Source organism: Enterobacter sp. SM3, from assembly GCF_009811935.2.
Lineage (GTDB): Bacteria > Pseudomonadota > Gammaproteobacteria > Enterobacterales > Enterobacteriaceae > Enterobacter > Enterobacter asburiae_D.
In genome coordinates this window covers 4,413,788-4,437,355 of sequence record NZ_CP099971.1, presented here as the reverse complement: position 1 = coordinate 4,437,355, position 23,568 = coordinate 4,413,788, and the positions used below count along the sequence as shown (strand labels likewise).

The 23,568-nt window shown below is 56.2% G+C and carries 28 protein-coding genes; 24 read left to right on the top strand and 4 right to left on the bottom strand.

Going from position 1 to position 23,568, the window contains the following annotated elements; genetic code table 11:
- Positions 1-171: 171 nt before the first annotated feature.
- The 8 genes from mdcA to mdcH all read left to right on the top strand — a co-directional run bounded on the left by mdcA (position 172) and on the right by mdcH (position 7,223).
- Positions 172-1,827, top strand: coding sequence for a malonate decarboxylase subunit alpha (gene mdcA / locus GVO84_RS20900; RefSeq protein ID WP_121426104.1), 1,656 nt, complete (start codon positions 172-174; stop codon positions 1,825-1,827).
- On the top strand, positions 1,827-2,684 hold the full coding sequence (locus tag GVO84_RS20895) for a triphosphoribosyl-dephospho-CoA synthase (RefSeq protein ID WP_159515043.1): 858 nt from the start codon (positions 1,827-1,829) through the stop codon (positions 2,682-2,684). Before mdcA ends, GVO84_RS20895 begins: the two co-directional genes overlap by 1 nt.
- A 9-nt stretch (positions 2,685-2,693) precedes the next feature.
- Positions 2,694-2,993: a malonate decarboxylase acyl carrier protein gene (gene mdcC, locus GVO84_RS20890; RefSeq protein ID WP_014885504.1), complete on the top strand. Its 300-nt coding sequence runs from the start codon at positions 2,694-2,696 to the stop codon at positions 2,991-2,993.
- Positions 2,986-3,819 (top strand): biotin-independent malonate decarboxylase subunit beta, encoded by an 834-nt coding sequence (locus tag GVO84_RS20885; RefSeq protein ID WP_159515042.1) that lies wholly within the window; start codon positions 2,986-2,988, stop codon positions 3,817-3,819. Before mdcC ends, GVO84_RS20885 begins: the two co-directional genes overlap by 8 nt.
- On the top strand, positions 3,819-4,619 hold the full coding sequence (gene mdcE, locus GVO84_RS20880; RefSeq protein WP_121426198.1) for a biotin-independent malonate decarboxylase subunit gamma: 801 nt from the start codon (positions 3,819-3,821) through the stop codon (positions 4,617-4,619). The genes GVO84_RS20885 and mdcE overlap by 1 nt, the downstream gene beginning before the upstream one ends.
- A 128-nt stretch (positions 4,620-4,747) precedes the next feature.
- Positions 4,748-5,707, top strand: coding sequence for an AEC family transporter (locus GVO84_RS20875; RefSeq protein WP_024907941.1), 960 nt, complete (start codon positions 4,748-4,750; stop codon positions 5,705-5,707).
- 2 nt (positions 5,708-5,709) lie between these two features.
- Complete coding sequence (locus GVO84_RS20870; RefSeq protein ID WP_159515041.1) at positions 5,710-6,327, top strand: malonate decarboxylase holo-ACP synthase; 618 nt, start codon at positions 5,710-5,712, stop codon at positions 6,325-6,327.
- Positions 6,327-7,223, top strand: coding sequence for a malonate decarboxylase subunit epsilon (gene mdcH / locus GVO84_RS20865; RefSeq protein ID WP_159515040.1), 897 nt, complete (start codon positions 6,327-6,329; stop codon positions 7,221-7,223). Before GVO84_RS20870 ends, mdcH begins: the two co-directional genes overlap by 1 nt.
- A 63-nt stretch (positions 7,224-7,286) precedes the next feature.
- Here mdcH and GVO84_RS20860 read toward each other — a convergent pair whose 3' ends face one another.
- On the bottom strand, positions 7,287-8,219 hold the full coding sequence (locus GVO84_RS20860; protein WP_159515039.1) for a LysR substrate-binding domain-containing protein: 933 nt from the start codon (positions 8,217-8,219) through the stop codon (positions 7,287-7,289).
- A gap of 15 nt (positions 8,220-8,234) precedes the next feature.
- A complete protein-coding gene (locus tag GVO84_RS20855; RefSeq protein ID WP_159515038.1) occupies positions 8,235-10,139 on the bottom strand; it encodes an ABC transporter ATP-binding protein in 1,905 nt (634 codons plus the stop codon).
- A gap of 135 nt (positions 10,140-10,274) precedes the next feature.
- Between GVO84_RS20855 and kefG the strand changes: the two genes are divergently transcribed.
- The 4 genes from kefG to slyD all read left to right on the top strand — a co-directional run bounded on the left by kefG (position 10,275) and on the right by slyD (position 13,533).
- On the top strand, positions 10,275-10,829 hold the full coding sequence (kefG, locus tag GVO84_RS20850) for a glutathione-regulated potassium-efflux system ancillary protein KefG (RefSeq protein ID WP_021242220.1): 555 nt from the start codon (positions 10,275-10,277) through the stop codon (positions 10,827-10,829).
- A complete protein-coding gene (gene kefB / locus GVO84_RS20845) occupies positions 10,829-12,634 on the top strand; it encodes a glutathione-regulated potassium-efflux system protein KefB (RefSeq protein WP_159515037.1) in 1,806 nt (601 codons plus the stop codon). The genes kefG and kefB overlap by 1 nt, the downstream gene beginning before the upstream one ends.
- A gap of 13 nt (positions 12,635-12,647) precedes the next feature.
- Positions 12,648-12,848 carry a YheV family putative zinc ribbon protein gene (locus tag GVO84_RS20840; protein WP_010436300.1) on the top strand — a complete coding sequence of 67 codons (201 nt, stop codon included), beginning with the start codon at positions 12,648-12,650 and terminating at the stop codon, positions 12,846-12,848.
- 94 nt (positions 12,849-12,942) lie between these two features.
- The gene (slyD, locus tag GVO84_RS20835; RefSeq protein ID WP_014885491.1) at positions 12,943-13,533 is read left to right on the top strand and encodes a peptidylprolyl isomerase; all 591 of its coding nucleotides are present in this window, start codon (positions 12,943-12,945) and stop codon (positions 13,531-13,533) included.
- Positions 13,534-13,730: 197 nt separating this feature from the next.
- Here slyD and GVO84_RS20830 read toward each other — a convergent pair whose 3' ends face one another.
- Positions 13,731-13,949, bottom strand: coding sequence for a protein SlyX (locus GVO84_RS20830; protein WP_159515679.1), 219 nt, complete (start codon positions 13,947-13,949; stop codon positions 13,731-13,733).
- Positions 13,950-14,187: 238 nt separating this feature from the next.
- On the opposite strand from GVO84_RS20830, the gene fkpA reads away from it, so the two are divergent.
- From fkpA to bfr, 11 genes are all read left to right on the top strand, one after another.
- The gene (fkpA, locus tag GVO84_RS20825; RefSeq protein ID WP_023309460.1) at positions 14,188-15,006 is read left to right on the top strand and encodes an FKBP-type peptidyl-prolyl cis-trans isomerase; all 819 of its coding nucleotides are present in this window, start codon (positions 14,188-14,190) and stop codon (positions 15,004-15,006) included.
- Positions 15,007-15,172: 166 nt separating this feature from the next.
- Positions 15,173-15,895 carry a helix-turn-helix transcriptional regulator gene (locus GVO84_RS20820; protein ID WP_045330517.1) on the top strand — a complete coding sequence of 241 codons (723 nt, stop codon included), beginning with the start codon at positions 15,173-15,175 and terminating at the stop codon, positions 15,893-15,895.
- A complete protein-coding gene (tusD, locus tag GVO84_RS20815) occupies positions 15,895-16,281 on the top strand; it encodes a sulfurtransferase complex subunit TusD (RefSeq protein WP_121426097.1) in 387 nt (128 codons plus the stop codon). The genes GVO84_RS20820 and tusD overlap by 1 nt, the downstream gene beginning before the upstream one ends.
- Entirely contained in the window at positions 16,281-16,640 is a 360-nt protein-coding gene (gene tusC, locus GVO84_RS20810) for a sulfurtransferase complex subunit TusC (RefSeq protein WP_121426096.1), read from the top strand. The genes tusD and tusC overlap by 1 nt, the downstream gene beginning before the upstream one ends.
- 7 nt (positions 16,641-16,647) lie before the next feature.
- Entirely contained in the window at positions 16,648-16,935 is a 288-nt protein-coding gene (gene tusB / locus GVO84_RS20805) for a sulfurtransferase complex subunit TusB (RefSeq protein WP_054830114.1), read from the top strand.
- 124 nt (positions 16,936-17,059) lie between these two features.
- Positions 17,060-17,434: a 30S ribosomal protein S12 gene (rpsL, locus tag GVO84_RS20800; protein ID WP_000246815.1), complete on the top strand. Its 375-nt coding sequence runs from the start codon at positions 17,060-17,062 to the stop codon at positions 17,432-17,434.
- A gap of 96 nt (positions 17,435-17,530) precedes the next feature.
- Positions 17,531-18,001, top strand: coding sequence for a 30S ribosomal protein S7 (rpsG, locus tag GVO84_RS20795; RefSeq protein WP_004106370.1), 471 nt, complete (start codon positions 17,531-17,533; stop codon positions 17,999-18,001).
- Positions 18,002-18,097: 96 nt separating this feature from the next.
- A complete protein-coding gene (gene fusA, locus GVO84_RS20790) occupies positions 18,098-20,212 on the top strand; it encodes an elongation factor G (RefSeq protein ID WP_032662329.1) in 2,115 nt (704 codons plus the stop codon).
- Positions 20,213-20,281: 69 nt separating this feature from the next.
- The gene (gene tuf / locus GVO84_RS20785) at positions 20,282-21,466 is read left to right on the top strand and encodes an elongation factor Tu (RefSeq protein WP_014068448.1); all 1,185 of its coding nucleotides are present in this window, start codon (positions 20,282-20,284) and stop codon (positions 21,464-21,466) included.
- A gap of 179 nt (positions 21,467-21,645) precedes the next feature.
- A complete protein-coding gene (gene bfd / locus GVO84_RS20780; RefSeq protein WP_008503493.1) occupies positions 21,646-21,840 on the top strand; it encodes a bacterioferritin-associated ferredoxin in 195 nt (64 codons plus the stop codon).
- Positions 21,841-21,912: 72 nt separating this feature from the next.
- Positions 21,913-22,389 (top strand): bacterioferritin, encoded by a 477-nt coding sequence (gene bfr, locus GVO84_RS20775; protein WP_008503492.1) that lies wholly within the window; start codon positions 21,913-21,915, stop codon positions 22,387-22,389.
- Here the strand turns inward: bfr and GVO84_RS20770 are convergent.
- Entirely contained in the window at positions 22,373-22,846 is a 474-nt protein-coding gene (locus tag GVO84_RS20770) for a prepilin peptidase (RefSeq protein ID WP_159515036.1), read from the bottom strand. The two genes, bfr and GVO84_RS20770, sit on opposite strands and share 17 nt — an antisense overlap.
- Before the next feature lie 380 nt (positions 22,847-23,226).
- Here GVO84_RS20770 and rpsJ point away from each other — a divergent pair, with 380 nt between their 5' ends.
- Positions 23,227-23,538: a 30S ribosomal protein S10 gene (gene rpsJ / locus GVO84_RS20765; RefSeq protein WP_001181005.1), complete on the top strand. Its 312-nt coding sequence runs from the start codon at positions 23,227-23,229 to the stop codon at positions 23,536-23,538.
- Positions 23,539-23,568: the final 30 nt, after the last annotated feature.

The following is a 23,568-nucleotide window of genomic DNA, read 5'->3' as shown; positions in this document are numbered from 1 at the left end:
TAGCCTGGTTTTCCGAAACATGAACTGATCCCGATCACAAATCTTTACCTTGATTATTACTCTCAGGCTAATGATTCCGCTCTACGCTTAATTGATGCCTTTCTCACCAGAGCGCACACTTTACTCAACGTTAAGCAAATCAAAATGATTAGCTGAATCAGGAGGTTAATAATGTTATCTGGGCAAACACCCACCCGGCAATGGAACACGCGACGCAGCGAAAAAGCGCGTCGTCTGGCCTCCGTACCGGTGCAGGGCAAGGTACTGCCAACCGGCGATCTTGTCGCCATGCTGGAAAAATTAATCGCGCCTGGCGATAAGGTCGTTCTGGAAGGTAACAACCAGAAGCAGGCGGATTTCCTTTCCCGCTCGCTGGCCGAAGTGAACCCGCAAATCGTTCACGACCTGCATATGATCATGCCGAGCGTCGGCCGTAGCGAGCATCTGGACATCTTCGAGAAAGGCATCGCCCGCAAGCTGGACTTCTCCTTCTCCGGGACGCAAAGCCTGCGTATTTCGCAGCTGCTGGAAGACGGTCAGCTCGAAATCGGTGCGATTCACACCTACATCGAACTTTACTCACGCCTCTACGTCGACCTTTCGCCCAACGTGGCGCTGATTGCCGGTTTTAAAGCCGACCGCAAAGGCAACCTCTATACCGGAGCGAGTACCGAAGATACCCCGGCGCTGGTGGAAGCCGCCGCGTTCCACGACGGCATCGTCATCGCACAGGTGAACGAGCTGGTGGACGACGAGTGCGAGCTGCCGCGCGTGGATATTCCGGGCTCCTGGATCGACTACGTGGTCGTTGCGGACAAACCGTTCTTTATTGAACCGCTGTTCACCCGCGACCCGCGCCTGATCAAGCAGGAGCATATCCTGATGGCGATGATGGCCATCAAAGGCATCTACGCAGAGCACCAGGTGCAGTCCCTGAACCACGGTATCGGCTTTAACACCGCGGCGATTGAGCTGCTGCTGCCCACCTACGGCGAACAGCTCGGCCTGAAGGGCAAAATCTGTAAACACTGGACGCTGAACCCGCATCCGACGCTGATCCCCGCCATTGAAAGCGGCTGGGTGGAGAGCGTGCACTGCTTCGGCGGCGAGCTGGGGATGGAAGAGTACATCCGCGCCCGTCCGGACGTGTTCTTTACCGGTGCCGACGGCTCCATGCGTTCCAACCGCGCCTTCTGCCAGCTGGCAGGCCAGTACGCGGTGGATATGTTCATCGGCTCTACGCTGCAGGTTGACGGTTACGCCAACTCCTCAACGGTGACGCGCGGTCGTCTTTCCGGCTTCGGCGGTGCGCCAAACATGGGCCATGACCCGCACGGTCGTCGTCACGCCACCCCGGCCTGGCTGAACATGATCACCGAGCCGGACCCAATGCAGCGCGGTAAAAAACTCGTCGTGCAGATGGTCGAAACCTTCCAGGCGGGCGTGAAGCCAACCTTCGTGGAAAAACTTGATGCCGTTGACGTGGCGAAAGCCTCCGGCATGCCGCTGGCACCGGTGATGATTTACGGTGATGACGTGACGCACGTGCTGACGGAAGAGGGGATTGCCTACCTCTACCGGGCGAAAGATCTGGAAGAGCGTCGGGCCATGGTTGCCGCCGTCGCGGGGATCACCGATATCGGCCTGGGCGTTGACGCCAAACGCGTGGCGGAACTGCGCCAGAGCGGCAAAGTGGTGTACCCGGAAGATATGGGGATTCGCCGCACCGACGCCACCCGCTCTCTGCTGGCTGCAGGCAGCGTGGCTGACCTCGTGGAGTGGTCCGGCGGTCTGTATAACCCACCTGCGAAATTCCGGAGCTGGTAATGAAACTTCTGCCCCAGATTCAGGTTGAAGGCGGTGCCGAATGGCTGGCGCGAACCGCCACGCAGTGTCTGATTGACGAAGCACGTTTAAGCCCGAAACCCGGTCTGGTGGACAGTCGGGGGAACGGCGCGCACCACGATTTATCCCTTGCGCTGATGGAGCGCTCCGCGCGCAGCCTGACCCCCACGTTTCAGGCGCTGGCGCAGCAAAGCTGGCTGCGTCCGGCAGATATTGCGCTTCGGCAAACCGTTGGCCGTCTTGGCCGCGAAGGCGAACAGCAGATGATGGCGGCCACCGACGGGGTGAATACCCATCGTGGCGCGATCTGGGCGCTGGGATTGCTGGTGAGCGCGGTGGCGATGCTGGGCGGTGATGCAGCTGCGCAGGCCGTCGCGAATACCGCCGCGCAGCTGGCGAAACTCCCGGACGACGCGGCACCGAAGGTGTTCAGCAAAGGCCTGCGCGTCACGCACCGCTACCGCGTGCCGGGCGCACGCGAAGAGGCGCAGCAGGCGTTCCCGCACGTTATGCAGCGCGCGCTGCCGCAGCTTCGCCTAAGCCGTCTGAACGGCAGCAGTGAGGCGCAGGCCAGGCTCGACGCGCTGATGGCCATCATGACGTCACTCACCGACACCTGCGTGCTGTCGCGCGCCGGAATGGAGGGGCTGGACGCCATGCAGAGCGGTGCCCGTGCGGTACTGAATGCCGGAGGTTGTGCAACGGCGGCGGGCCAGCAGGCGCTGGCGAGCTTAGACCGCCAGATGCTCTCGCTCAACGCTTCACCGGGCGGCGCTGCCGACCTGCTTGCCGCCACGCTGTTTCTCGACCGCGTCGAAACGCCTTATTCAAAGCATTAAGAGGATGTTATGGAAAAAATTACATTGACCGTGCCAGCCAGCCGCGCGTTAAGCGGCAGGGCGCTGGCGGGCGTCGTCGGCTCCGGGGATATGGAGGTGCTCTTCACCGCCGAACCGGGCCAGACGCTAACCATTGATATCACCACCTCCGTCGACAACAGCCGTGGCCGCTGGGAGGCGCTGTTCAACCGCCTGCAAACGGTCAGCAGCCTGCCGGCAGGAAAACTGACCATTCATGATTTCGGCGCGACGCCGGGCGTGGCGCGCATTCGCATCGAACAGGTCTTTGAGGGGGTAAGCCATGCGTAATGACAGCAGCTTTATCGAACTAAAAGCGCGCCAGCGCGCGCAGGCCCTGCTGGATGACGGCAGCTACCGCGAACTGCTGGATCCGTTTGAAGGCATTATCTCTCCGTGGCTTGGGCCGCAGGGGATTGTTCCGCAGGCCGATGACGGCATGGTCGTCGCAAAAGGCACCATCAACGGTCAGCCTGCGGTCGTGGTCGCAATTGAAGGCGCGTTCCAGGGCGGCAGCATGGGCGAAGTGTCCGGCGCCAAAATGGCGGCGGCGCTGGAGCTGGCGGCGGAAGATAACCGTAACGGCATTCCGACGCAGGCTGTGCTGTGCCTCGAAACCGGCGGCGTGCGTCTTCAGGAGGCTAACCTCGGCCTGGCGGCGATTGCCGATATCCACGCCGCGATTGTAGACCTGCGTCGCTACACGCCCGTCATCGGGATTGTGGCCGGGACCGTGGGCTGCTTCGGCGGGATGTCCATTGCCGCGGCGCTATGCAGCTACCTGATTGTGACCCGCGAAGCGCGTCTTGGCCTCAACGGCCCGCAGGTTATCGAGCAGGAGGCGGGCATTGAAGAGTACGACTCCCGCGACCGTCCGTTTATCTGGAGCATGACCGGCGGCGAAGTGCGCTATCAAAGCGGTCTGGTAGACGCGCTGGTGGGCGACGGCGTAAACGCGGTGAAAGCGGCGATGAACGACGCGATTGCGAAAGGCGTACCGGCGAAACACCGCACCGATAACTACGACGATTACCTGAACCGTCTGACGAATTTCGACACCCGCAAGCAGGCCGATGCCGAACAGATTAACGCGCTTTTTGCCCGGGAGGTGAAATGATGAGTAATTCAAAAAGCCGTGGCGAGCTCTGGCTGGAAACCCTCGCCCCGAACGCCAAACGTATCGAAGGGCTGTGCCCGTCCGTGCAGGCGGCAGACGGCGAGCTGAACGGTGAGGCGGTGCGCTTTGTGGCCGTGGTGCCGGATGCCAACAACCACTTCCCGCGCGCGGCGAAAGGTGAAGTCGGTCTGCTGGAAGGCTGGACGCTGGCGAAGGTGGTTAGCGAAACCGTCGCCGCTGACGCAGAGAAGTCCGTCAAACGCCCGATTGTGGCGGTGATTGACGTCCCAAGCCAGGCCTATGGCCGTCGCGAAGAGGCGTTTGGTATCCATCAGGCGCTGGCAGGATCCGCTGCTGCATATGCTAACGCGCGCCTGGCCGGTCACCCGGTGATTGGGCTTATCGTCGGCAAGGCGATGTCCGGCGCGTTCCTGGCGCACGGCTACCAGGCCAACCGTCTGATCGCCTTTAACGACAAGGGCGTGCTGATCCACGCGATGGGCAAAGAGTCCGCCGCTCGCATCACGCTGCGTACCGTCGAGGCGCTGGAAAAACTGGCGGCGACCATTCCGCCAATGGCCTACGACATCAGCAACTACGCGACGCTGGGGCTGCTCTCCAGCCTGCTGGACATCAGCAACCCGGATGCCCCATCCGATAACGATCTGGCGCAGGTGAAATCCACCCTGCAACAGGCCATCAGCGATGCTCGTCAGGACGCGACGCTTAAAAACCGTCTGGGTGCTGACAACCGCCGCAGCTCGGCGCTTGTACGCGAACGTATGCGAGCCAGCTGGTAAGTAAAAAAAAAGACCTGCCAGAGATGCAACCCCCGCGAGCGCGTCCGCTGCGCCCGCGTGGGAGCCTGCATCCTGAAAAATAATAAACATCGCACCAGTGCTAAAACTTTTTTTACTACAGGTGATTTATGACTTACGTAATTGTTCATGCTCTTGCACCGATTTTCGTCATCATGCTGCTGGGATTCTGGGCCGGTAAGGCAAAGATGGTCGATAACAAAAACGTTTCCCTGCTCAATATCTTCGTGATGGATTTTGCACTGCCTGCTGCGCTGTTCAGCGCCACCGTGCAAACGCCGTGGACCGGCATCGTGGCGCAGTCGCCGCTGATTCTGGTGCTGACGCTGGCGATGTGGATTACCTATGCGGCCATCTACTTCCTCGCGACTAAAGTCTTTAAGAAATCCCCGCAGGACGCGGCCGTGCTGACCCTGACGGTGGCGCTGCCTAACTACGCGGCGCTGGGCCTGCCGATTCTGGGCAGCGTGCTGGGTGAAGGATCGTCCACGTCGCTTTCCGTGGCGGTCTCTATCGCCTGCGGTTCCGTACTGATGACCCCGTTCTGCCTGCTGATCCTGGAGCGTGAGAAAGCGCGCGCCGAGGGGAATAACTCGGGCTCAACGCTCTCCATGCTGCCGGTGCTGATGTGGCGTTCCATTAAGAAACCGATCGTGATGGGCCCGCTGCTGGGCGTGATTCTTTCAGCCATCGGGATCAAAATGCCGGAACTGGTGCTTGCGGCGATTAAACCGCTGGGGCTGTCGGCGACCGCTGCGGCGCTGTTCCTGACCGGGGTGATCCTCTCTGCCCGTAAGCTGCAGATCAACACCATGGTGATTACGTCCACCATCGCCAAGCTGCTGATTCAGCCCGCGATTGCCTGGGGTATCGTGCTGATCTTCGGTCTGCACGGCTCCGTGGCGATCACCGCTATCCTGATGATTGCGCTCTCTGCGGGCTTCTTCGGCGTGGTGTTCGGTAACCGCTTTGGCGTGCAGTCGCCGGATGCTGAAGCCGTGCTGCTGTTAAGCTCCGTACTGTGTATCCTGTCGCTGCCGCTGTTTATCTCGCTGACTTCAGGAATGTAATTATGACCACAACATTACGCCCTCACGACCTCATCTGGCTTACCGCGCGCGACGCGCTGGAAGGCATCACCAAATCCTGGGTGGAGGCGGCCTGGCATACCGGCCTGCCGGTGGTGGTGCGGCGTGATGTTGATAGCGAAGGCCGCATTCCCGTTGGCGTGCGCGGATTGCGCCGCGACCAGCGGGCGGCCGGATGGGTGAAGCCCGAAAACGTCCATCGCGTCGTTTCGCCTGAGGCGTTGAGCGTGACGGCCGATCTGCTGCGTTCGCCGTTTGTGACACAGCCGCCGGTTCAGGTGGCGCTGCAGCTTGCGCAGCAGGCGTGGCCGTGGACGTGGGGGATCACCGGCAGCACCGGCTACGCGCTGGCGACGGGTATTCCGGTTATTCATGCCGACAGCGATCTTGACCTGCTGATCCGCGCGCCGCAGCCGATTTCCCCCGATGTTTTTACCGCATGGCAGTCGCAGCTGAGCCGCGCGCTGTGTCGGGCGGATACGCAGGTGGATACCCCCGAGGGCGGCTTCGCGCTGGCGGAGTGGCTGCGTGACGGCAAAACGCTGCTGAAAACCCACCGCGGACCGCGCCTGGTGGCGGATCCGTGGCGCAGGGAGGAGTGATGAAAATACTGTTTACCTTTCCGGGACAGGGCACGCAGCATGAAGGCATGCTGCAAAACCTGCCGGGAACAGAGCTGGAACGGGCGCGAGAGGTGCTTGGCGCCGAAGTGGATACGCTGGACAGCGCGGACGCGTTAACCCATACCCGTGCGGTTCAGCTTTCGCTACTGATTACCGGTGTGGCCTGGGGTCGAGAACTGGAGCGTCGCGGCGTGACGCCGGATATCGTCAGCGGACTGTCCATCGGCGCTTATCCGGCGGCGGTTATCGCGGGCGCGCTGAACTTTTCGGACGCGCTGAGGCTGGTGGCGCTGCGCGGTGATTTGATGGAGCAGGCGTACCCGCACGGCTACGGCCTGACGGCAATCATGGGCTTAACCCTGCCGCAGGTGGAAACGCTGATTGAAGGCACCGGAACCTACATTGCCAACCTGAACGCAGAAACGCAGATCGTGATTGCCGGAAGCGATGACGGGATGGCGCAGGTGGCGGCACGCGCGCTGGCAAAAGGGGCGAGCAAGGCCAAACGGCTGGCGGTAAGCGTGCCGTCCCACTGCGAACTGCTGGCGGAACCGGCGAAAAAGCTGGCGGCAGCGTTTGAGTCCGCCACGCTGGCTCGTCCACGCTGCGCATACCTGAGCGGCAGTACCGGCCGCGTGCTCTGGCAGCCGGAAAAAATCGCCGACGATCTGGCGATGAACATGGCGCGAACCGTGCGCTGGCAGGAGGCGGTGATTTCCGCTAACGAGCGTGAAGCGCGGCTGGCAATTGAGATGCCGCCCGGCGGCGTACTGACCTGCCTGACGCGGCAGGCTGCGTGGGAAGGAGAAACCCTTTCGCTGGAGCGCTGCGGGGTAGACGTGGCGGTGCATCTGGCGAAGCGGCTTCGTGCATGAGTTTTTTTGCCCGGTGGCGGCTGCGCCTTACCGGGCCTACGGGTTCGGTTGTCTTGTTTTGTATCACACACTTTCCTGCAAACTGCGCGCATACATCCGCCCTTCGGCGGCTAACGCCCGCAGGCTCGGATCCTGCTCGCGGTTGCGGGCGAAGACGATGGCGATCAGCTGCTGCATCTGGTACGGCTCCGCCAGCTTCAACAGCTGCACCGAATTCTCGTAGACCTTCTTCATCCTGCCCGGCATCAGCGTAAATCCAACGCCCGCCTGTACCAGGCTCAGCATCGAGAAGATGTCATTCACCCGGGTAACAATCTCCGGCTCGAATCCGGCGATATGAAACGCTTCCTGAAACCCGGCATACGTGGCGAACCCTTCTGCCAGAGCGACAAACTTCTGATCTTTGTAATCACGCAGATCCGCGGGCCCGCTGGTATTCAGCGTGGCGGAAGCCGGTGCGGCGAGGAAGATGTCGTCGTGGAAGAGCGGCAGAACCTCAAGGCTGTTGCGGTCGATGTCGCTTTCGGAGATGGAGATAAGAATCGCGTCCAGCGAGCCTTCATCCAGCATGTGCAGCAGGGTGTCGTTGGAGCCCATCGTCAGATCCATCTCCAGATCCGGACGGCGCAGCTTCATGCCCATAATCAGGCGCGGCACGGTTTCCAGCGTCAGTGAGTAGAGCGTGCCCACGCGCAGCCGCCCCTGGCCGATACCGGCGATTTTGCGCGACTCTTCCAGCCCGCGCTCCATCACCTGCATCACCTCCTGGCAATACTCCAGCAGCGTCCGGGCGGAAGGCAGGGCAATCAGGTTGCGCCCCTTGTGGGTAAAGAGCGGGCAGCGCACGTTCTCTTCCAGCGTGTGCAGCGCGCGGTGCACGCTCACGCCGCTCAGGCCCAGCGTTTCGGCGGTACGCGCGATATTCCCCTTCTCCATAAACGTCATGAAGATGCTGAGCTTGCGGAATGTAATATCGCTCGTGGTATCGAAACGCATAACCCTCCCGATGGTTTAGTCGGCCTGAAGCATGGCTTCCAGCTGTTCCTGCGCGTCCAGCCACGCCATCTCGCACTCTTCGAGGCTGGATTTGGTCTTCGCCTGCGTTTGCAGGCAGTCCGTCAGCTCAGCCTTGCGGCTCTGGTCATACAGACCGCTGTCGCCGAGCTTCTCTTCAACGATAGCCAGCGTGGCGTTGAGCTTTTCCATCTCTTTTTCGAGACGGGTAATCTCTTTACGCAGCGGCTGCGTCTGGGTGCGCAGCTCCGCTTCACGACGCTTCTGGTCTTTACGCGCCTGCGCGCTGTTGGCGTTGTCTTTTGCTGACTCTTCCGGCTGGTTCTCCTGCTTCTGCACGTCCGTCAGCCACTGCTGATAGTCTTCAAGGTCGCCGTCGAACGGTTCAACTTTGCCGCCGTGCACTAAATAGAGATCGTCCGTGGTGGAGCGGATCAGGTGACGGTCGTGCGAGACGACAACCAGTGCGCCTTCGAACTCAATCAGCGCTTCGGTCAGCGCCTGGCGCATGTCGAGATCCAGGTGGTTGGTCGGTTCATCGAGCAGCAGCAGGTTCGGGCGCTGCCAGACGATCAGCGCCAGCACCAGACGGGCTTTTTCGCCCCCGGAGAAGCGCTCGGTGTTTTCAGTCACCTTATCGCCCTGGAAGCCGAAGCCGCCGAGATAGTCGCGCAGCTTCTGCTCCATCTCCTGCGGTGCCAGGCGCGCGAGGTGCTGAATCGGCGATTCATCCGCGCGTAAAAATTCCAGCTGATGCTGGGCGAAGTAGCCCAGCTTGATGCCCTTCGCCAGGCCGATCTCACCGCTGACCGGGTTAAGCTCGCCCGCCAGCAGCTTGATCAGCGTCGATTTACCGGCGCCGTTGCGCCCCAGCAGGCCAATGCGCGAACCCGGCACCAAGTTGAGCTTGATGGAATCGAGAATAATGCGGTCGGCATAGCCCGCGCTGACCTTCTCCATCTTCAGCAGCGGGTTCGGCAGACTTTCCGGCTCGCGGAAGCTGAAGTGGAACGGGTTATCCACGTGCGCCGGGGCAATCATCTCCATGCGTTCAAGCATCTTGATGCGGCTCTGGGCCTGCTTGGCTTTTGACGCTTTAGCCTTAAAGCGATCCACGAAGCTCTGCAGGTGCGCCACGCGCTGCTGCTGGCTTTCGTACATGGACTGCTGCTGGGCAAGACGCGTCGCGCGCTGGCGCTCGAAGGAGCTGTAGTTGCCGGTATACTCGAACATCGTTTGCTGTTCGATATGAATGATTTTATCCACCACCGGGTCAAGGAAGTCGCGGTCGTGGGAGATCAGAATCAGAGTGCCCTGATAGCTCTTGAGCCACTTCTCCAGCCAAATAACCGCATCGAGATCGAGGTGGTTGGTCGGTTCATCGAGCAGCAGCAGGTCAGAGCGGCAGATCAGCGCCTGCGCCAGGTTGAGGCGCATACGCCAGCCGCCGGAGAAGTCGCTGACCGGGCGTTCCAGCTGTTCATTGCTGAAGCCCAGGCCGTGCAGCAGGCTGGAGGCGCGGGAGCGAATGGTCCATGCGTCGATAGCGTCCAGCTTGCCGTGAACGGTGGCGATGGCGTGGCCGTCATTGCGCTCGTTAGCGGCGTTGAGTTCCGCCTCGAGCTTACGGTATTCACGATCGCCGTCGATAACATAGTCGAGCGCCGGTTCGCTCAGCGCCGGCGTCTCCTGGTTTACCCAGGCAAGCTGCCAGTTCCCCGGGAAGGTAAAGTTACCGCCATCCGCGCTAATCTCGTTTTTCAGCAGCGCCAGCAGGGTGGATTTACCGCAGCCGTTTTTGCCGACCAGGCCCACTTTTTGGCCTGGGTTGATGGTAGCAGTGGCGTTATCCAGCAGGACGCGCACGCCGCGACGAATTTGTAACGAGGAGAAAACAATCATAGAAGCGCCGTATGTTCCGACTATGTTAATTTGTCATTATGATAATGTAAGGTGTGGGCCATTTTCCGCACCGGGCCGCCATGGTAGCCCAAAACAACGACGATACACAAAAACAGAAACAAGACCGGGAGGGGAATGATGTCTCAGACAGCAAAAGTGCTGCTGCTGTATGCCCATCCGGAATCTCAGGACTCGGTGGCAAACCGGGTGCTGCTTAAGCCGGCCACACAGCTTAGCAACGTGACGGTGCACGATCTCTACGCGCACTATCCTGATTTCTTTATTGATATCCCTTACGAGCAGGAGCTGCTGCGTCAGCATGACGTGATTGTGTTCCAGCATCCGCTTTATACCTACAGCTGTCCGGCGCTGCTCAAAGAGTGGCTGGACCGCGTGCTGAGCCGGGGCTTCTCCAGCGGGGTGGGGGGCAACCAGCTGGCGGGAAAGTACTGGCGTAGTGTGATTACGACCGGTGAACCCGAAAGCGCTTACCGCCACGACGGCCTGAATCGTTATCCGATGAGCGACATCCTGCGGCCTTTCGAGCTGACGGCGGCGATGTGCCGTATGCACTGGATGAGCCCGATTATTGTCTACTGGGCGCGGCGACAGGATCCGAAAGAGCTGGCAAGCCACGCCAGAGCCTACGGTGAATGGCTGGCGTCACCGATTCCGGCAGGAGGTCGTTAATGGAAGGATCGAATTTGCTCCTCGCCGGGGTGCTGTTTTTATTTGCGGCCGTCGTCGCGGTGCCGCTTGCGGCACGCATTGGTATCGGTGCAGTGTTGGGTTATCTGCTGGCGGGGATCGCGATTGGTCCCTGGGGACTGGGATTCATCAGCGATGTTGATGAGATCCTCCATTTCTCCGAGCTGGGCGTGGTGTTCCTGATGTTCATCATCGGCCTGGAGCTGAATCCTTCGAAATTGTGGCAACTCCGACGCTCTATCTTTGGCGTGGGCGCCGCGCAGGTGTTGTTCAGCGCCGCTATCCTGGGCGGCCTGCTAATGCTGACCCACTTTTCATGGCAGGCGGCGGTGATTGGCGGGATAGGCCTCGCGATGTCCTCCACGGCGATGGCGCTGCAGCTGATGCGCGACAAAGGGATGAACCGTAACGAAGCCGGTCAGCTGGGCTTTTCGGTGCTGCTGTTCCAGGATTTGGCGGTGATCCCGGCGCTGGCGCTGGTGCCGCTGCTGGCGGGATCCGGGGACGATCATTTCGACTGGGCTAAAATCGCCATGAAGGTGCTGGCCTTCGCGGGCATGCTGATCGGCGGGCGTTTCCTGCTACGTCCCGTGTTCCGCTTTATTGCCGCGTCGGGCGTTCGCGAGGTGTTTACCGCCGCGACGCTGCTGCTGGTGCTGGGATCGGCGTTATTTATGGACGCGCTGGGGCTGTCGATGGCGCTCGGGACCTTTATTGCCGGGGTGCTGCTGGCGGAGAGCGAGTATCGCCACGAGCTGGAAATTGCCATCGATCCCTTCAAAGGGCTGCTGCTAGGTCTGTTCTTTATTTCGGTCGGGATGGCGCTCAACCTTGGCGTGCTCTATACCCATCTGCTGTGGGTGGTCGTGAGCGTCGCCATCCTGGTGGCGGTGAAGATACTGGTGCTGTACGTCATGTCACGTATTTACGGGCTGCGCAGTTCGGAACGCATGCAGTTTGCCAGCGTGTTAAGCCAGGGGGGCGAGTTCGCGTTTGTGCTGTTCTCGACCGCTTCCTCCCAGAAGCTGTTTAAAGACGATCAAATGGCGCTTTTGCTGGTAACGGTCACGCTGTCTATGATGACTACGCCGCTGCTGATGAAGCTGGTGGATAAACTGCTGTCGCGCCGCCTGAACCCGACGGACGATGAAGACGAAGCGCCGTGGGTGGAAGACGACAAGCCGCAGGTGATTGTGGTGGGCTTTGGTCGTTTCGGACAGGTTATCGGACGCCTGCTGATGGCGAACAAAATGCGCATTACGGTGCTGGAGCGGGATATCAGCGCTGTCAACCTGATGCGCAAATATGGCTATAAGGTTTACTACGGCGATGCGACCCAGCTCGAGCTGCTGCGCTCGGCGGGGGCGGAAGCGGCAGAGTCCATCGTGATTACCTGTAACGATCCGGAAGACACGATGAAGCTGGTGGAGCTGTGCCAGCAGCATTTCCCGCATCTGCATATTCTGGCGCGTGCGCGGGGACGTGTTGAAGCTCACGAATTGTTGCAGGCGGGTGTGAAACACTTCTCCCGTGAGACGTTCTCCAGTGCGCTGGAGCTGGGCCGTAAGGCGCTGATCTCGCTCGGCATGCATCCGCATCAGGCGCAGCGCGCCCAGATGCACTTCCGCCGGCTGGATATGCGGATGCTGCGCGAGCTGATGCCGGTCCATACCGATACGGCGCAGATCTCCCGCGTGCGGGAAGCGCGTCGCGAGCTGGAGGAGATCTTCCAGCGAGAGATGCAGCAGGAACGACGCCAGCTCGATGGCTGGGATGAATTTGAATAAAGGGTAACGAAAAATGGCTGTACGTAAACGCTTTATTGCGGGTGCAAAATGCCCGACCTGCCAGGCGCAAGATACCCTGGCGATGTGGCGGGAAAATAATATTGATGTTGTTGAGTGTGTTAAGTGCGGTCACCAGATGCGTGAGGCCGATAAAGAGGCCCGCGATCACGTTCGCAAAGAAGAGCAAGTTATCGGGATTTTTCATCCGGACTAGCGATATGCCCTGAGTTTTTTTAAGCTAAAGGGTACACGGGTGCAGATTTCCGCTACAATCTGCGCCAGCAATTTTCCCACGCTCAGGAGATATCATGAAAGTAGCAAAAGACCTGGTGGTCAGCCTGGCCTATCAGGTACGTACAGAAGACGGTGTGTTGGTTGATGAGTCTCCGGTGAGTGCGCCGCTTGACTACCTGCATGGTCACGGCTCCCTGATTTCTGGCCTGGAAACCGCGCTGGAAGGTCATGAAGTTGGCGACAAATTTGACGTTGCTGTAGGCGCGAACGACGCTTACGGTCAGTATGACGACAACCTGGTTCAGCGCGTTCCTAAAGACGTGTTCATGGGCGTTGACGAACTGCAGGTTGGCATGCGCTTCCTGGCTGAAACTGACCAGGGCCCGGTTCCTGTTGAAATCACCGAAGTGGAAGATGACCACGTCGTGGTTGACGGTAACCACATGCTGGCTGGCCAGAACCTGAAGTTCAACGTAGAAGTTGTTGCGATCCGTGAAGCGACCGAAGAAGAGCTGGCTCATGGCCACGTTCACGGTGCGCACGGTCACGACCATGACCACGATCACGGCCACGACGGCTGCTGCGGTGGTCACGGCCACGATCACGACCATGGTCACGACCACGGTAAAGGTGGTTGCGGTAACGGCGGCTGCGGCTGCCACTAATACCCGTCGTCTTTCAAGCCGCAGGTGCGTTGGCTGCGCTTTCAAACCCCGGTCACATAGTTATCTATGCTCCCGGGGATTTTCAAGCTTGCCGCCTTCCTGCGACTCGAAATCCATAGGGTATTTGGTATGTAGGCCCGGTAAGCTTCGCGCCACCGGGCACAAAAAAAGCGGGATAATCCCGCTTTTTTTACGCCTCAATAATGAGGTGGTGGCGTCTCTTCTGACTGAGAGGCGATGTGCGATGACTGCGTTGCCTTCACTTTTTCAGTGAGCAGGCGCATCAGATCGCGCAGCTTTGCCATTTCTAGCTCGTGGGCGGTCACGGTCTGGTTTAGCTCTTCGATGGTGATGTCCTGAAAAGCCAGGCGGCTTTCCAGCTCAGCCAATCTCGCTTCTATTGCTGTATCCTTCATCATTCACCTCGTTTATTTCAGATTCGCCATAATGGCCCTGCGGCGGCGCAGTTTAACTGAGTTTATCCTTAAGTACAGTCCGCATCCCTTTGGCAGGAAACTTATTTAAACAAAAATAGTCTGAAAAGTGGCGAGAATTGGAAGTGTCTGTCTGTAGATTTCTTCCGCAACGTTTTATAGTACGTCACTCATTTACGTTTAACGCTGGGGTGAGAGTCCCCAGGCCCTGGAGATATGGATGAAATCACTGTTTAAAGTAACGCTGCTGGCGACCACGATGGCTGTTGCGCTGAACGCGCCGCTGTCATTCGCTGCTGATACTGCTGCGAAGCCTGCTGCTACTGCAGACAGCAAAGCGGCGTTCAAAAATGACGACCAGAAATCCGCCTACGCACTGGGCGCATCTCTGGGTCGTTACATGGAAAACTCTCTGAAAGAACAAGAGAAACTGGGCATCAAACTGGATAAAGCTCAGCTGATCGCGGGCGTTCAGGACGCATTTGCAGATAAGAGCAAGCTGTCTGACCAGGAAATTGAACAGACTCTGCAGGCGTTTGAAGCGCGCGTGAAGGGTGCCGCGCAGACTAAGATGGACGCGGACGCTAAAGACAACGAAGCGAAAGGCAAAGCCTACCGCGATACCTTTGCTAAAGAGAAGGGTGTGAAAACCTCTTCTACTGGCCTGGTGTACAAAGTTGAGAAAGAAGGCACCGGCGATGCGCCTAAAGACAGCGACACCGTTGTTGTGAACTACAAAGGTACGCTGATCGACGGTAAAGAGTTCGATAACTCTTATACCCGCGGTGAGCCGCTCTCCTTCCGTCTGGACGGCGTTATCCCGGGCTGGACTGAAGGCCTGAAAAACATCAAGAAAGGCGGCAAGATCAAGATGGTTATCCCACCGGATCTGGCCTATGGCAAAACCGGCGTTCCGGGTATCCCTGCCAACTCTACGCTGGTCTTTGACGTAGAGCTGCTGGACATCAAACCGGCACCGAAAGCGGATGCCAAAGCAGACGCGCCGGCTGACGATAAAGCCGCTGCTGCTAAGAAGTAATGCTGAAAAAAAACCGCCGCCTTTAAGGCGGCGGTTTTTTATTGTGGGGCAGATATAATTAACACTGGAAAGCGTTAGGCACGCTGTATTAATTTAGTTGTCCGTGTAGATAATGAGCCTGCCCTGAAAACCTAACGACAGGCTCCTGAAAAGGAGTGTTTTTTTCATGTCCAGGTCGCTTTTAACCAACGAAACCAGTGAACTTGATTTGCTGGATCAACGTCCTTTCGATCAGACCGACTTCGATATTCTGAAATCCTATGAAGCGGTAGTGGACGGGTTAGCGATGCTCATTGGCTCCCACTGCGAAATCGTATTGCACTCCCTGCAAGATCTGAAGTGTTCCGCCATCCGCATTGCGAATGGTGAGCATACTGGCCGTAAAATTGGTTCGCCAATTACCGACCTTGCATTGCGTATGCTGCATGACATGACCGGCGCGGACAGCAGCGTCTCCAAATGCTATTTCACCCGCGCCAAAAGCGGCGTGCTGATGAAATCAGAAACCATCGCGATTCGAAACCGCGAGCATCGAGTTATTGGGCTGCTGTGCATCAACATGAACCTTGATGTGCCATTCTCGCAAATCATGAGCACCTTTGTTCCACCAGAAACGCCGGACGTTGGCTCTTCTGTTAACTTTGCCTCCTCCGTTGAAGATCTGGTGACGCAGACGCTTGAGTTTACGATTGAAGAGGTGAATGCCGATCGCAACGTCTCGAACAACGCCAAGAATCGTCAGATCGTGCTCAATCTCTATGAGAAAGGGATTTTTGATATTAAAGACGCCATCAACCAGGTGGCCGATCGTCTGAACATCTCCAAGCACACGGTCTACCTCTATATTCGCCAGTTCAAAAGCGGCGATTTCCTGGGACAAGATAAGTAATGCGTTTTGCGTTAATGGTGACAGGCCCGGCGTACGGTACTCAGCAGGCCAGCAGCGCGCTGCAGTTTGCGCATGCGCTACTGGCGGCCGGGCATGAGCTGGCGAGCGTCTTCTTCTATCGGGAAGGGGTGTATAACGCGAATCAGTTTACGTCACCGGCGAGCGATGAGTTCGATCTGGTGCGCGGCTGGCAGGCATTAAACGAAAAGCAGGGCGTAGAACTGCACATCTGCGTGGCGGCGGCTCTGCGCCGCGGGGTGACTGATGCAACCGAAGCCGCTCGTCTAGGTTTATCGGGTTCTAACCTGCAGCCCGGTTTTTCGTTGAGTGGTCTGGGTGCACTGGCACAGGCGGCATTAACCTGCGACAGAGTGGTGCAATTCTGATGAAGCGCGTGGCATTTGTTTTTACCTCTGCGCCGCACGGCAGCGCTTCTGGCCGAGAAGGGCTGGATGCGTTACTTGCGACTTCCGCGCTGACCGAAGATATCGGTGTCTTCTTTTTGGGCGACGGGGTATTTCAGCTTCTGGCGGGGCAACAGCCTCAGGCCATTCTGGCGCGTGATTACATCGCGACGTTCAAAGTGTTACCGCTTTACGATATCGAAACCTTCTATGTTTGTGCTGACTCTTTGGCCGCGCGTGGTTTAAACGAGGCAACGCCTTTCGTGCTGGATGTGACAGTCCTGTCTTCTGCTGCATTGCGCGAACACCTTTCCCACTACGACACCGTTCTGACTTTCTGAGGCTGACATGCTCCATACTCTGAGCCATTCACCATGGCAATGTGATACCGACGCGTTACTGAGTATGCTGCGCGAAGGTGATGACCTGCTGCTGATTCAGGACGGCGTGCTTGCCGCACTGGAAGGCAGTCGTTTCGTTGAAATTCTCACGAATGCCCCCATAACAGTCTCTGCGCTGAAAGACGATCTGGATGCGCGGGGTCTTTCTGGTCAAATTTCAGCCAAAATTGACGTGGTTGGCTATACTGATTTCGTCAATCTTACTGTGACGCACGCCAGTCAAATGAACTGGTGATCTGAGATCGCTGTATATTTCTTGACACCTTTTCGACGTAGCCCTAAAATTTCGCGTCCTCATATTGTATGAGGTCGATTTATTACGTGTTTACGAAGCAAAAGCTAAAACCAGGAGCTATTTAATGGCAACAGTTAACCAGCTGGTACGCAAACCACGCGCACGCAAAGTTGCAAAGAGCAACGTGCCTGCGCTGGAAGCCTGCCCGCAGAAACGTGGCGTATGTACTCGTGTATATACCACCACTCCTAAAAAACCAAACTCCGCACTGCGTAAAGTATGCCGTGTGCGTTTGACTAACGGTTTCGAAGTGACTTCCTACATCGGTGGTGAAGGTCACAACCTGCAGGAACACTCCGTGATCCTGATCCGTGGCGGTCGTGTTAAAGACCTTCCGGGTGTTCGTTACCACACCGTTCGTGGTGCGCTCGACTGCTCAGGTGTTAAAGACCGTAAGCAGGCTCGCTCCAAGTACGGCGTGAAGCGTCCTAAGGCTTAATGGTTCTCCGTTAAGTAAGGCCAAACTGATTTATCTTAATGTCACACTAAACTCTTTGAGTTTTGGACAATCCTGAATTAACAACGGAGTATTCCCATGCCACGTCGTCGCGTCATTGGTCAGCGTAAAATTCTTCCAGATCCGAAATTCGGATCAGAACTGCTGGCAAAATTTGTAAATATCCTGATGGTAGATGGTAAAAAATCTACTGCAGAAGCAATCGTATACAGCGCGCTTGAGACCCTGGCTCAGCGTTCTGGTAAAAATGAACTGGAAGCTTTCGAAGTCGCTCTCGACAACGTTCGCCCAACTGTAGAAGTTAAGTCCCGCCGCGTTGGTGGTTCTACTTATCAGGTTCCAGTTGAAGTTCGTCCGGTTCGTCGTAATGCTCTGGCAATGCGTTGGATCGTTGAAGCTGCTCGTAAACGCGGTGATAAATCCATGGCTCTGCGTCTGGCGAACGAACTTTCTGATGCTGCAGACAACAAAGGTACTGCAGTTAAGAAACGTGAAGACGTTCACCGTATGGCAGAAGCCAACAAGGCGTTCGCACACTACCGTTGGTAATCCCTTCGGAGTATTAGTCACCAGGCGGGCGCTTCAGAGAAGCCGCCCGCTCTGGGTAACTTAACTGAACGCCTAAAGATATAAACGAGGAATCAAATGGCTCGTACAACACCCATCGCACGCTACCGTAACATCGGTATCAGTGCGCACATCGACGCCGGTAAAACCACTACTACCGAACGTATTCTGTTCTACACCGGTGTAAACCACAAAATCGGTGAAGTTCATGACGGCGCAGCCACCATGGACTGGATGGAACAGGAGCAGGAGCGTGGTATTACTATCACCTCCGCAGCGACTACTGCATTCTGGTCAGGTATGGCTAAGCAGTACGAACCGCATCGCGTAAACATCATCGACACCCCAGGGCACGTTGACTTCACCATCGAAGTAGAACGTTCCATGCGTGTTCTTGACGGCGCGGTAATGGTTTATTGCGCAGTTGGTGGTGTTCAGCCACAGTCTGAAACCGTATGGCGTCAGGCGAACAAATATAAAGTTCCACGCATCGCGTTCGTTAACAAAATGGACCGTATGGGTGCTAACTTCCTGAAAGTTGTTGGTCAGATCAAAACCCGTCTGGGCGCGAACCCTGTTCCGCTGCAGCTGGCAATTGGTGCTGAAGAAGGCTTCACCGGCGTTATCGACCTGGTGAAAATGAAAGCCATCAACTGGAACGATGCAGACCAGGGCGTTACCTTCGAATACGAAGATATCCCGGCTGAAATGCAGGACCTGGCTGACGAATGGCACCAGAACCTGATCGAATCCGCTGCTGAAGCTTCTGAAGAGCTGATGGAGAAATACCTGGGTGGTGAAGAACTGACTGAAGAAGAGATCAAAAAAGCTCTGCGTCAGCGCGTTCTGAACAACGAAATCATCCTGGTAACCTGTGGTTCTGCGTTCAAGAACAAAGGTGTTCAGGCAATGCTGGATGCGGTAGTTGACTACCTGCCATCCCCGGTTGACGTTCCTGCGATCAACGGCATCCTGGACGACGGTAAAGATACTCCAGCAGAACGTCACGCAAGCGACGAAGAGCCATTCTCTGCACTGGCGTTCAAAATCGCTACCGACCCATTCGTGGGTAACCTGACCTTCTTCCGCGTTTACTCTGGTGTGGTTAACTCCGGTGACACCATCCTGAACTCCGTGAAAGCGGCGCGTGAACGTTTTGGCCGTATCGTACAGATGCACGCTAACAAACGTGAAGAGATCAAAGAAGTTCGTGCGGGCGACATCGCTGCAGCTATCGGTCTGAAAGACGTGACCACTGGTGACACCCTGTGTGACCCGGATCACCCGATCATTCTGGAGCGTATGGAATTCCCTGAGCCGGTAATCTCCATCGCAGTTGAACCAAAAACCAAAGCTGACCAGGAAAAAATGGGTCTGGCTCTGGGCCGTCTGGCGAAAGAAGACCCATCATTCCGCGTATGGACTGATGAAGAATCTAACCAGACCATCATCGCTGGTATGGGTGAACTGCACCTGGACATCATCGTTGACCGTATGAAGCGTGAATTCAACGTTGAAGCGAACGTGGGTAAACCTCAGGTTGCTTACCGCGAAGCGATTCGCGCGAAAGTTACCGATGTTGAAGGTAAACACGCTAAGCAGTCTGGTGGTCGCGGTCAGTACGGTCACGTTGTGATCGACATGTACCCACTGGAGCCGGGCTCTAACCCGAAAGGTTACGAGTTCATCAACGACATCAAAGGTGGTGTAATTCCTGGCGAATACATCCCAGCCGTTGATAAAGGCATTCAGGAACAGCTGAAAGCGGGCCCTCTGGCTGGCTATCCGGTTGTTGACATGGGTGTTCGTCTGCACTTCGGTTCTTACCACGACGTTGACTCCTCTGAACTGGCGTTTAAACTGGCTGCGTCTATTGCCTTTAAAGAAGGCTTTAAGAAAGCAAAACCAGTTCTGCTTGAGCCAATCATGAAGGTTGAAGTAGAAACTCCTGAAGAGAACACCGGTGACGTTATCGGTGACTTGAGCCGTCGTCGCGGTATGCTGCGTGGTCAGGAATCCGAAGTAACTGGCGTTAAGATCCACGCTGAAGTTCCGCTGTCTGAAATGTTCGGATATGCAACTCAGCTGCGTTCTCTGACCAAAGGTCGTGCATCATACACCATGGAATTCCTGAAGTATGATGATGCGCCTAACAACGTTGCTCAGGCCGTTATTGAAGCCCGTGGTAAGTAATCCACAGGATTAAAACCTAAGTCCCGTGCTCTCTCCACAGGGGAGAGCACTATAGTAAGGAATATAGCCGTGTCTAAAGAAAAATTTGAACGTACAAAACCGCACGTCAACGTTGGTACTATCGGCCACGTTGACCATGGTAAAACTACCCTGACTGCTGCAATCACTACCGTTCTGGCTAAAACCTACGGTGGTTCTGCTCGTGCATTCGACCAGATCGATAACGCACCAGAAGAAAAAGCACGTGGTATCACTATCAACACTTCCCACGTTGAATATGACACCCCGACTCGCCACTACGCACACGTAGACTGCCCAGGCCACGCCGACTATGTTAAAAACATGATCACCGGTGCTGCGCAGATGGACGGCGCGATCCTGGTTGTTGCTGCGACTGACGGCCCAATGCCTCAGACTCGTGAGCACATCCTGCTGGGTCGTCAGGTAGGCGTTCCTTTCATCATCGTGTTCCTGAACAAATGCGACATGGTTGATGATGAAGAGCTGCTGGAACTGGTAGAGATGGAAGTTCGTGAACTGCTGTCTCAGTACGATTTCCCAGGCGACGATACTCCAATCGTTCGTGGTTCTGCTCTGAAAGCGCTGGAAGGCGAAGCAGAGTGGGAAGCGAAAATCATCGAACTGGCTGGCTTCCTGGATTCTTACATCCCAGAACCAGAGCGTGCGATTGACAAGCCATTCCTGCTGCCAATCGAAGACGTATTTTCCATCTCCGGTCGTGGTACCGTTGTTACCGGTCGTGTAGAGCGCGGTATCATCAAAGTTGGCGAAGAAGTTGAAATCGTTGGTATCAAAGAGACTGCGAAGTCTACCTGTACTGGCGTTGAAATGTTCCGCAAACTGCTGGACGAAGGCCGTGCTGGTGAGAACGTTGGTGTTCTGCTGCGTGGTATCAAACGTGAAGAAATCGAACGTGGTCAGGTTCTGGCGAAGCCAGGCTCAATCAAGCCACACACCAAGTTCGAATCTGAAGTGTACATCCTGTCCAAAGACGAAGGCGGCCGTCATACTCCGTTCTTCAAAGGCTACCGTCCACAGTTCTACTTCCGTACAACTGACGTGACCGGTACCATCGAACTGCCAGAAGGCGTTGAGATGGTAATGCCAGGCGACAACATCAAGATGGTTGTGACTCTGATCCACCCAATCGCGATGGACGACGGTCTGCGTTTCGCAATCCGTGAAGGCGGCCGTACCGTTGGCGCGGGCGTTGTTGCTAAAGTTCTGGGCTAATTAATTATCCCTGAATAAAAAAAGGACGCTTCGGCGTCCTTTTTTGTTTTCTGCCGTTCAGGCACTGTCACAAAATTTCGCATTTTTTGCCTGCTCCCGCCCCGTATTGTGGCGCTTGTGCTATTGTAATCATAACCATTCTCACTTACACTTTGCGCATAATTTGAACGGGAGTCTCTATGTACGTTTGTTTATGTAATGGTGTAAGCGACAAGAAAATACGTCAGGCCGTTCGCCAGTTTCAGCCTCAGTCATTTCAGCAGCTACGCAAATTTGTTCCGGTGGGAAATCAATGCGGTAAATGCGTACGTGCTGCGCGAGAGATCATGCAGGACGAATTGATGCAGATCCCGGAATACAAAGAGATCGCGTAAGCGCGCATCTTTTTTTTGACATCCCTGTAGCCCGATCTACGCTTCAATGAGTGGAAGCGGAGGGACTATATAATGAAAGGTGATGTTAAAATCATAAGTTATCTCAATAAATTATTGGGAAATGAGCTTGTCGCAATTAACCAGTACTTTCTTCACGCGAGAATGTTCAAAAACTGGGGGCTTAAACGTCTGAACGACGTTGAGTACCATGAATCGATCGATGAAATGAAGCACGCTGATAAATATATCGAGCGTATTTTATTCCTTGAAGGCATTCCAAACCTGCAGGACCTCGGAAAGCTGGGCATCGGAGAAGATGTCGAAGAGATGCTGCGTTCCGACCTCAGGCTGGAGCTGGAAGGCGCCAAAGATCTCCGTGAAGCCATTGCCTACGCAGACAGCGTACATGACTACGTCAGTCGGGATATGATGATCCAGATCCTGGCCGATGAAGAAGGCCACATTGACTGGCTGGAAACGGAGCTGGATCTGATTGCTAAAATCGGCCTGCAGAACTACCTTCAGTCGCAGATTAAAGTGGAAGAGTAACCACCGTCTTCCAGCCTACGCATAAACCCGCTGCTGCCAGAAATGGCCCAAAAGGCAGTGGGTTTTTTAATGCCCCTTTATCAGGGGTGAGAAACGAAGACACAAGAATGCTAAGTAGCGCCATAAGCGCAGCGAGTAACGCCAGCGTAGGCAGTATGCACCAGCCATGCCACGCGCCAAGCGCCGCCAGGTATTTTACATCGCCATATCCCATCCCTTCACGCCGGCAGATAAACCGATATCCCCAGTAGATAACGGCAAAACCGATATATCCGGCCATCGCACCCACCACCGCACTCGGCAGAAAATCAGGATGGATACAGAGCTGAAAGAGCAGGCCCGTCCATAGCAGCGGGCAGAGAAATTTATCGGGAAGCAGTCCGTAGCGAATATCTGCACGGACAAGAAAGGCCGTCAGCGAAAAATAGATCAGCAAAAAGGGGAGGGTGGTTAGCATGGAAATGGTCTCGAAAGGGTTTGAGCGCATACTCGTTATAATCGGCCTGGCCGGCAATCGACAAAAACGACAATTGCGTAGGGGCTCGAGACAAAGCATTGAGAAGGGATACATTGCGTAAAAAGTTGCGCGCCCTTACGCATACTGCGCCTCAGGCGCTTAATTTCTAAACGGCACTTGCGTCTTGCCCAGATTTACGTATAATGCGCGGGCTTGTCGTAATTGACGGCGGGTTCAATCTGAACCAGAGTAGCTCACTTTGTTACTCAACAATGCTCCCAATTGGGGAGCTACGTAAGAACGGTTACACTCTCCCATCAATCGTAATGGGTTTGAGGAGTAATCATTTTCGTTTATAAAATAATTGGAGCTCTGGTCTCATGCAGAACCAAAGAATCCGTATCCGCCTTAAAGCGTTTGATCATCGTCTGATCGATCAATCAACCGCGGAAATCGTCGAGACTGCTAAGCGCACTGGTGCGCAAGTCCGTGGTCCGATCCCGCTGCCGACCCGCAAAGAGCGCTTCACCGTTCTGATCTCCCCGCACGTCAACAAAGACGCGCGCGATCAGTACGAAATCCGCACTCACAAGCGTCTGGTTGACATCGTTGAGCCAACTGAGAAAACCGTTGATGCTCTGATGCGTCTGGATCTGGCTGCCGGTGTAGACGTGCAGATCAGCCTGGGTTAATCAGGTCATCGAGCGATTGAGAGGTTGATA